9 protein-coding genes are annotated in these 8,339 nt (G+C 39.0%); 7 read left to right on the forward strand and 2 right to left on the reverse strand.

From position 1 onward, the window contains the following. Positions 1 to 297 precede the first annotated feature (297 nt). The 5 genes from ACYVIL_RS09060 to ACYVIL_RS09080 all read left to right on the forward strand — a co-directional run bounded on the left by ACYVIL_RS09060 (position 298) and on the right by ACYVIL_RS09080 (position 3,343). Positions 298 to 474: a DUF1328 domain-containing protein gene (locus tag ACYVIL_RS09060; RefSeq protein WP_303471529.1), complete on the forward strand. Its 177-nt coding sequence runs from the start codon at positions 298 to 300 to the stop codon at positions 472 to 474. A gap of 60 nt (positions 475 to 534) precedes the next feature. Beyond that, positions 535 to 729 (forward strand): hypothetical protein, encoded by a 195-nt coding sequence (locus tag ACYVIL_RS09065; RefSeq protein ID WP_303471527.1) that lies wholly within the window; start codon positions 535 to 537, stop codon positions 727 to 729. A gap of 78 nt (positions 730 to 807) precedes the next feature. Next, positions 808 to 981, forward strand: coding sequence for a hypothetical protein (locus ACYVIL_RS09070; protein ID WP_303471524.1), 174 nt, complete (start codon positions 808 to 810; stop codon positions 979 to 981). A gap of 84 nt (positions 982 to 1,065) precedes the next feature. Next, complete coding sequence (locus ACYVIL_RS09075) at positions 1,066 to 2,388, forward strand: DUF2254 domain-containing protein (protein ID WP_460312259.1); 1,323 nt, start codon at positions 1,066 to 1,068, stop codon at positions 2,386 to 2,388. Between the two features lie 394 nt (positions 2,389 to 2,782). Next, entirely contained in the window at positions 2,783 to 3,343 is a 561-nt protein-coding gene (locus tag ACYVIL_RS09080) for a BON domain-containing protein (protein WP_460312260.1), read from the forward strand. Between the two features lie 52 nt (positions 3,344 to 3,395). Here the strand turns inward: ACYVIL_RS09080 and ACYVIL_RS09085 are convergent, their stop codons facing one another. Further along, positions 3,396 to 4,730: an MATE family efflux transporter gene (locus tag ACYVIL_RS09085; RefSeq protein ID WP_460312261.1), complete on the reverse strand. Its 1,335-nt coding sequence runs from the start codon at positions 4,728 to 4,730 to the stop codon at positions 3,396 to 3,398. A gap of 320 nt (positions 4,731 to 5,050) precedes the next feature. On the opposite strand from ACYVIL_RS09085, the gene ACYVIL_RS09090 reads away from it, so the two are divergent. Continuing rightward, positions 5,051 to 6,451 (forward strand): hypothetical protein, encoded by a 1,401-nt coding sequence (locus ACYVIL_RS09090; RefSeq protein WP_460312262.1) that lies wholly within the window; start codon positions 5,051 to 5,053, stop codon positions 6,449 to 6,451. Positions 6,452 to 6,464: 13 nt separating this feature from the next. Here the strand turns inward: ACYVIL_RS09090 and ACYVIL_RS09095 are convergent, their stop codons facing one another. Beyond that, a complete protein-coding gene (locus ACYVIL_RS09095; protein ID WP_460312263.1) occupies positions 6,465 to 8,030 on the reverse strand; it encodes a GAF domain-containing protein in 1,566 nt (521 codons plus the stop codon). Between the two features lie 23 nt (positions 8,031 to 8,053). On the opposite strand from ACYVIL_RS09095, the gene ACYVIL_RS09100 reads away from it, so the two are divergent. Then, a partial coding sequence (locus ACYVIL_RS09100; RefSeq protein ID WP_460312264.1) for a transposase occupies positions 8,054 to 8,339 on the forward strand: 286 nt, incomplete at its 3' end.

Here is an 8,339-nt window from a genome sequence, read left to right on the forward strand (position 1 = left end):
CTTCAATAAGAGCTAAATGTGTAGGGTGTTGTGAAAAAAGCTTCAGCCCTAAGCGAATATAAGCTATCCCTATTACTGAAATACCAGCTCAGTCCTTTCCCACCCAGAGTAATCACTCAGAAAATGTGAAAAAGTTTCTAGATCCAGTGTACTTTTTGCAAATGAAACCTTATCCGGAATTCGTTTAAATGCTCCCATTCTAAATATTATTGTTAAAATTCAATTGGTTATAATTTGGTTTTAAGTTGGCATGTAAAGCGCATTACAAATATCGAACACAAACAAAAGGAGAATATTATGTTGAGCTGGGCACTAACATTTTTAGTTATCGCAATTATCGCAGCTGTATTTGGTTTTGGTGGAATTGCTGGAACTGCAGCTGGTATCGCTAAAATCATATTTTTTGTATTCGTAGTTTTACTTGTGATTTCCCTTATCGCGAATGCACTACGCGGTAAAGGTCCGAAAGTTTAGCGACCTTTATTAAAACCATTCAAATCAATTTATAAAAACATTAATTAAACGGAGAAACACATGACAAATTTTAAACTTACTCTTAAAGCACTATTCATTGCCGGTTCAGTATTTGCTATCGCAGCTTGTGAGCAAGGACCTGCAGAAGAGGCTGGTGAAAGTGTTGACGAAATGGTTACCGATGCAGGTAATGCTCTTGAAGATGCTTGTGAAGATGTAAAAGAAGGCGCAAATGCCGAAGATAAAGACTGTTAATTTTTAAAAGATTAACGTCTTATCAAGCAAACTGAAAGGGCTCTTAGAGCCCTTTTGAATTTTTAGATGAGGTGATTTATGGACATTAAATTAATTATTATCGCATTAGTTATTAGTGTAGGCTTTTTTGTAACATCCACAGGACTTTCTGGTGGCAGCCCGATTTACACCTTCTTAGCTTCTTTTGGCTTATTTATGATTATACTAGTCATTAGCATGCTACTGTTTGCCAAGAAAAATTCTAAAAAATAAATCGACTTATAAGCCTTCCTTGCTGTTTTAAGGAAAGGCTGACCTTCACCAATTCAGTGGAATTGGCTTTTAAAGGAGCTGTGAATGATCAACCTAGCCAGTCTAGATAAGCTTTTTGACTCCATAAAGACTAGTTTCTGGTTTGTTCCACTGTTAATGGTTGTGACCTCCATTTCTTCTGCTTGGTTAATGGTTTGGATTGATCACGCTCAAGCTTGGGGAAAACTCGATTGGTTACCTTTTTTATATGAAACAGAACAAAGCACGCTACTTTCTTTACTTAATACTATAGGCGCTTCAATGATCACGGTAACTAGCATCGCTTTTTCCATCACAATCGTGACCTTAACGTTAGCCTCCTCTCAATTCGGCCCCCGTTTAATTCGTAATTTTATGGATGACAGAGGAACTCAAGTCGTATTGGGCACCTTTATATCAATATTTTCCTACTGTGTAGTACTGATTTATTCCATGAGCCTGGACTCCAATCAGGGTATCAAAATGGGCTTAGCTATTATCTGGTGTCTTTTAGCTACCCTTTTTAGTGTGATTGTTCTTATCTATTTTATTCACCACGTTTCACGTTCAATTCAAGCAGATAATGTCATTAAAGAACTCTGCGACGAAATTAACCACGCCATCGAACCCTTATTATGCGGTGAACTGAGCACTAATTTGAGTGCCGAAACAAGGCGAAATTTTTCATATACTTTAACCATCTATGCTGAACAAAGCGGTTATTTGCAGCTTTTGAGTAATGATAAATTACTGGATATTGCCAGCGAACATGATCTCTTTATTGAATTTCATTGGCGTCCGGGACACCTAATAAATAAAGATGCAAAGCTGGCGACTTTGAATAGTTTAAAACCCATTGAGGACTCCCTAACTAAGGTAATTAATCAATGTTGTGTTATCGGCAGCAATCGAACACCGATTCAAGATCCAGAATACGCTATTCATCAAATGGTAGAAATTGCTGTGCGTGCCTTGTCTCCGGGGGTTAACGATCCTTATACGGCGATTACCTGCATAGATAAGTTATGTATGGTGCTTTGTAACATCGCACAGCAGGATTTACATTCAGGAAAATATTATGATCAACATGGTATTTTAAGATTGTCCCGCAATCCCTATGATTTTGAAGGCTTAGCGAATTCTGCGTTTGATCAGATTCGACAATACTCTGTTAGCTCTGTGGCGGTAAGTATTCGTCTACTCGAAAGTTTATTCCGGATTGCTTCGATAACTGATAAATCGGACATTTACTTAGTTATCCACCGTCAATTACAGGCTATTGAACAAGGAAAACTACATGTTCAATACACTGATAAGGATACTGAGGATTTCATTCAAAGCGCGCTTAAAGTTAAAAACCAGCTTAAAACCAAACCTTTTCAATCATGACGTTTGAATAGCTAGCAGTTCGACTGTCATAAACGGTCACTAGACAGATTGGCTGACCCCGATATGCATCCATAACAGTATATTGACTGTCATCAGCTCCTGATTTCAGTCTCCAATCTTGCAACTTCAACCATCTCAATTTCCTTTGCCAATAAGCTTATTAACTATCATTGAAAGTTAACTTTGTCCGGGGACCCACCAGGTTTAACAACTGATAACGGTTAACTATTGTTATTTTTCATGCTGTAGAAATTACATTTCAGTATTTCGAATCTACATAGGATTAGTTGGGAATAGTAGGTTATTAATAATATATTACAATAAAAACAGTGAGTTACGAGTTGGCATTGAATTGGCATTGTTAAAAGTGTCTAAACAAAAAGGAGAGACTGATATGAAACGTACTACTTGTTCACTAATTATAGCCGCTGCTTTATCAACTGCTTCAATGAGTGCTAACGCAGAAAACGACTGGTCAGATAACGCAAAAGATGCATGGATTGATGGTAAAGCTGAAACCACTTTATTGTTTAATGGCAATCTAGATTCTTTCGATATTAATACAGACGTAAATGATGGCGTTATTGTTTTAACCGGCAAAGTCGATACCGAAGTAGATAAAGCATTAGCAGAAGAGTTGATGATATCCCTAGATGGCGTAGAAGACGTCGATAATCAACTAACCGTTATCACAGATAATGACAACTCAGATGACTCTGATACTGCGCAAATCATGCAGACACTAAAAGACTCTAAAGTCGAGTCAGTCGTCAAAACGCGATTACTCTTTGAGTCAGAAGTTAGTGGTACTGATATCGAAGTAGAAGTTGAAGACGGTATCGTGACGCTCACCGGAGAGTTAGATTCAAATGCTGAGCGTGAGTTAGCGGTTACCATCGCGGAAAATACTGATGATGTAAAAAATGTTGTTTCAAACCTTACTATTGGTAAATAACAGCAGCGAAACTTAATAATTTCATAATCAAAAAGCGCCTTTGGCGCTTTTTTTATGGAGCAATTAAGCGCTTTACATAAAACTCTTTGTAACGATGAAACGGAATCACTTTAAGGAGCTCCTCTAACGGGATCATTGCAAAAGCCCAAAATATTGAAACCTCAAAGTACAAAATCAACAGGGCGCATATTGGCAACGAAATCGCCCATTGAGTGATAAAGTGAATTTTAAGCACAAGATTGCTATTTCCCAGGGCACGAAGAATATTTCCGCTAACAGTATTATAAGCTCTGATAATTGGAAGAATGGCGTATAACGGCGCTATGACTATGAGCGCCTGGTGAACTTCAACTTCAATATCCGGATAAATAAATTGGATATTTTGACTAAGGATTAAAAATAGCAAAGCGATAAAAATTGAAATGACCATGCCTATTTTTATACATCTAGAAATGAAAGCGTTCAGTTCTTGTTTGCCTATTTGACCTAAAGCCTGACTGATACTGATTGCGGATGCTTGCGCCCATGCGTTTGGAAACTGTGTGCCAGCGCGTATCCAAGGAAAGATAAGGGTAATGGCGACAAATGCGAATAGATCCAACTGAGCAAATAATAATTGATAAACCGTAGCGCCGATAAAAAGGACAAAAAAGTTTGCGGCAATTGGGTATATCTCTGCAAATTGAGGGCGAATTTCGCTGAACAAAGGTCTATTCGCAGGATAGGTAATATCCACTTTATTATTGAATTTAAGCGCTAAAAACAGAAATCCTGCTCTTAAAAATACGGATACTAAACTCCCCCAGGCTGCCCCTTCTAGACCCATTCCTCCATAACTTGCGACGCCATTTATTAGGAAGTAACTTAAAAGGGCGTTGATAGGTAACTCGATCAAAAACCCTTTAAGAGGAACCTTGGTATTGCCTATACCATTACAAAATGCGGTACAGACTTGTGTATAGGCGGTGATTAAAACGATGTATTTTGTTATTGAAATATAGGATTCGGTCAGTTTGGCCAGTTCGGGATTATCAGTAATACTCCCAACTAATTGTGAACTAAAAAAAGTAAGAACCAGCATGAAAACCAATGCGGTGGATAGATTGATAATGAGTCCTGACCAATATGCAATAGCTAGTTCGGCTTGGCTCTTAGAGCCAAATGCTCGACCAACAAGAAGTTGAATACCATTACCTATGGCGATTTCAATTCCCAACACAAAGGCAACAATAGTCGTTGCAATTCCCATTGCGGCGACCGGCAGTTCACCTAAAGGTGCAACTAATAAAGTATCGATCATCAGCATGGATTGGACCAACAAGGCATTAAAAGCCAGTGGCCACGCCAGTGCCATATTTTTTTTAATATGAGAATTGGAGTTTATCAATGGGTTATCTTTTTCAAAACGCGTCAAATCCCTAAGGTTGATACAGGTAAAGGGTATGTACACTATCAATCAAATTATTTTAGATGAGGTTCAGGGGTGCACGAAGTCGTATTATCCCACAGCGCTTGCAATATGTAACTAAGGAAGGGAATGACTGATTTACCTGTTTAATCTTAAATTGAAAGCAATTTTCTTCGATTATTGACTATCATCAGTATCTGTAGCCACCTAGAAAAATGAAATTGGTGTAAAGTTTAAATATTAGTTAGCGAAAAATTGCTCAAAGTTTATACTGTTGTTAGAAAAGGGAGGGAATCTTGATGTCGACAACAAAAAAACAAGCGGTAGTGTTAGTGCATGGTATTGGCGAACAGCGGCCAATGGAAACGGTGAGAGAATTCGTAAAGTCAGTTTGGGTGAAAGATACCAATTTAGAAAATACTCGATTTTGGAATAAGCCCAGTGAAGTATCTGGTTCGTTCGAACATCGCCGGCTGACCACTGATTACGCGACTATCAAAAATAACCCCGACAAAGGCACTGCATCGCGAGTGGACTTTTTTGAATATTACTGGGCCCATCATACGGTTGGAACCACACTCGAACATCTTCGCGGGTGGGTGTTTTCCGTATTAAGTCGCAAACCAAGTGATTATCCTTCTGCATTGAAACCAATGATCTATTTATTGTGGGCCTTAATCATTACCATAGGTGTCATTTTAATCACCATCAATTTTTTCGAGCCTGCAGATGCTGAGCAAGGAGGGACAAGTCTGCATAAAATTTACGAGAACTATATTAGCCCCGTTTTACTCTTTATCTTGGGCATCGCCGTGGCTAAAATCGTCAGCTATTTAGGTGATGTAGCCAGATACATTACCGCTACACCATCGAATATTAAAGTCAGGAAAGAGATTAGAGATGGTGGCGTTAAATTACTGGAGAGTATTGCTAAAACTGGAAAGTACGATCGCATTGTACTGGTTGGTCATAGCTTAGGGTCAATTATTGCTTACGATGTTTTAACCCAATATTGGGCACGTAAGAACAAATTCAAAAATGCTGCTGGTGAATCCTTACCACTGTCCGGTGATGCATTAGAGTTGATTCATGCGATGGAAGATATAGACCATCTACCTAGAGGGGAGGAATACCGTAAACTACAACGTCAACTATTCAAGCAGTTAAAACTCGACACTGAAGCGCACAGTGAAAATGGCGAAACCTCCCAGTGGCTAGTATCTGATTTGGTCACTATTGGCAGTCCCTTGACCTATGCAGATTTTCTACTGTTTGAGAATAAGATGGATTTCGTGGATAGAAAGTTAGACCGAGAATACCCAACATCGCCTCCAGTGAAAGAGAACGAACACTATTATTATCAAACAGCCGATAATAAATTTTTGCATCATGGCGCTGTCTTTAGTTTAGTAAGATGGACCAATATCTACTCTAAACCCTTTAATATTTTCTATGGTGATTTAATTTCTGGTCCTGTGAGTAGAGCTTTTGCTAACCCGCAAATTTCAAAAGACTTAGTGTCTGAAGAACAACCAGACTCGCCGATTTTAGATATTGATGTAGAAGCCGCGTATCCTAAAAGATATCCCCGTTTATTCACCCACACTAACTACTGGCGTTGGCACGACAACTTCGACCGAGAAGGCGCCCCAGATCACATTTTAAAATTGCGTGAAAGCTTAGGGCTGGTGGAGTGGTAAGATTGGTACCAACTCAGTTTTTAACTGCTTCCATGTCTGTATTGAAGTAGTGAATTGCATTGCGGCCTTGAGTTTTAGCGGTATACATAGCTTGATCAGCATTTCTGAAAAGGGCGTCAACACTCTGTGCATCTTTAGGAAACAAGGCAATTCCGATACTGGCGGTACAAAAAACTTCTTGTCCTTTGAGCTGGTATGGTTGAGCTAGAGTTTCTGATAGTTTTTTAGCAACCTGTTCAACATCTTTAGGTAATGAAGTGCCGATAAACACCACAATAAATTCATCTCCACCTAAGCGAGCGGCAATGTCATTATTTCGAATACAGCTTGTTATACGTTTGGCACACTCAATCAGTACTGTGTCTCCGGCTTCATGACCTAAGGTATCGTTTACGTTTTTAAAGTTATCTAGATCTAACATAGCGATAGCAAGTTGTTTGTTATCCCGTTTGGCATTGGCGATAGACGAAGCTAAATGTTCGTGCAATAAATTACGATTGGGTAAATTCGTTAAGCTGTCATAGTGGGCTTGTTGCCATATGATTTGATCCGTTTTTTGCCGCTCTATTGCGATACGAGCAAGATTCACAAATTGTTCAATGAGCTTAAAGTCTGAATTTTTTAGGGAGGTAGCTTTGCGGTAATATATGCACAAAGTACCAAGTAGATTTCCTTGATTACCTATGATTGGTTCGGACCAGCAGGAGGCTAACCCCGCTTTTATTGCCAATTTTGCCCACTTATTGGCTTGTGATGATACATCAGACACCATCACTCGTTTACCTGTATAAGCCGCTTCACTGCAAGGCCCCATTCCAAGGCCAATTGGTGAACCATCTATGCCGTCATTATAAAAAGCGGGGAGCTTTGGCCCTGCTCCCAATATTAACGTTTTGCCTTTTTCATCGATTAATAAAATGCCACACATTGCTTCTGGGATCTCGTTCTCAATACCTTGGGTGATGGCAGGCAATACTTTAGACAGGTTATTCGATTTGACGATCAACTCTAAGATAGTATTGTTCAGTTGGTTAATTTTGTCCTTTGCTAGTAATTGTCGGTTTTTGTTCTGCATAAAAACCGAGAATATTAACGAAAAAGCATTGGTTACGATAAACGCAGCGATAATGCGAGGTAAGGTAAAGCTGTCAAATTGTTCATATGTAAGCAGGCAAATTATACTGATTAACAGGAGGTTGAATAAGCATGCAACTAGGGTCGGTAATAAATAAAAGCTTGCAATGATGATGGGGAAAACCCAGTAAATTAACCCAACGCCTTTGAAATGAATGCCTAATATGATGGTGACTTGCGCAACTATGGCAAACAGTCCGCTAAATAATTTAATTTTACTGGTAAACCATACCCCAAGAAATATTATGAAAATTCCACTAACCGCAACAAGGTCCACCAAAATGTGCGCCTCATCGTCACTTTGCAAACTCAAAATAAAAAATGGAAATAAGATTAATGTTGCGGATCCGGTAATAGCTAAAAGAATTATATCTTCTAGGGCCTGTTGATCTTTCGTGATTGGTTTTTGAGCGGCATGGTAAAGAGTTATAATTTGTTTCGCCAAAAATAAACTAACAACTCAATACCATGCCGAGACTAATGCTAACTGATCAGCGGTGGCAAAAGCTACTTCAAGTAATGAAGAGCACAGGCCGCATTTATAATAAACCAGAACATAGAATGACGTTTGAAGGGATACTCTTCCGTCTAAGAACCGGCATTCCATGGCGCGACTTACCAACAGAACTTGGTGATTGGAGCGCCGTTTATCGTCGCTTCAATTTGTGGTCGAAGAAAGGTTTATTAAATATGTTATTCAAAGAGTTAGCCAAACTATCTGATTATGACTGGGTCTTTGCTGATGGTTCGATTG

Source organism: Aliiglaciecola aliphaticivorans (assembly GCF_054782055.1).

What these genes read in the sequence shown, in the direction of transcription:
- ACYVIL_RS09060 (WP_303471529.1), top strand. Translation starts at nt 298, where the DNA reads ATGTTGAGCTGGGCACTAACATTTTTAGTTATCGCAATTATCGCAGCT.
- ACYVIL_RS09065 (WP_303471527.1), top strand. Translation starts at nt 535, where the DNA reads ATGACAAATTTTAAACTTACTCTTAAAGCACTATTCATTGCCGGTTCA.
- ACYVIL_RS09070 (WP_303471524.1), top strand. Translation starts at nt 808, where the DNA reads ATGGACATTAAATTAATTATTATCGCATTAGTTATTAGTGTAGGCTTT.
- ACYVIL_RS09075 (WP_460312259.1), top strand. Translation starts at nt 1,066, where the DNA reads ATGATCAACCTAGCCAGTCTAGATAAGCTTTTTGACTCCATAAAGACT.
- ACYVIL_RS09080 (WP_460312260.1), top strand. Translation starts at nt 2,783, where the DNA reads ATGAAACGTACTACTTGTTCACTAATTATAGCCGCTGCTTTATCAACT.
- ACYVIL_RS09090 (WP_460312262.1), top strand. Translation starts at nt 5,051, where the DNA reads ATGTCGACAACAAAAAAACAAGCGGTAGTGTTAGTGCATGGTATTGGC.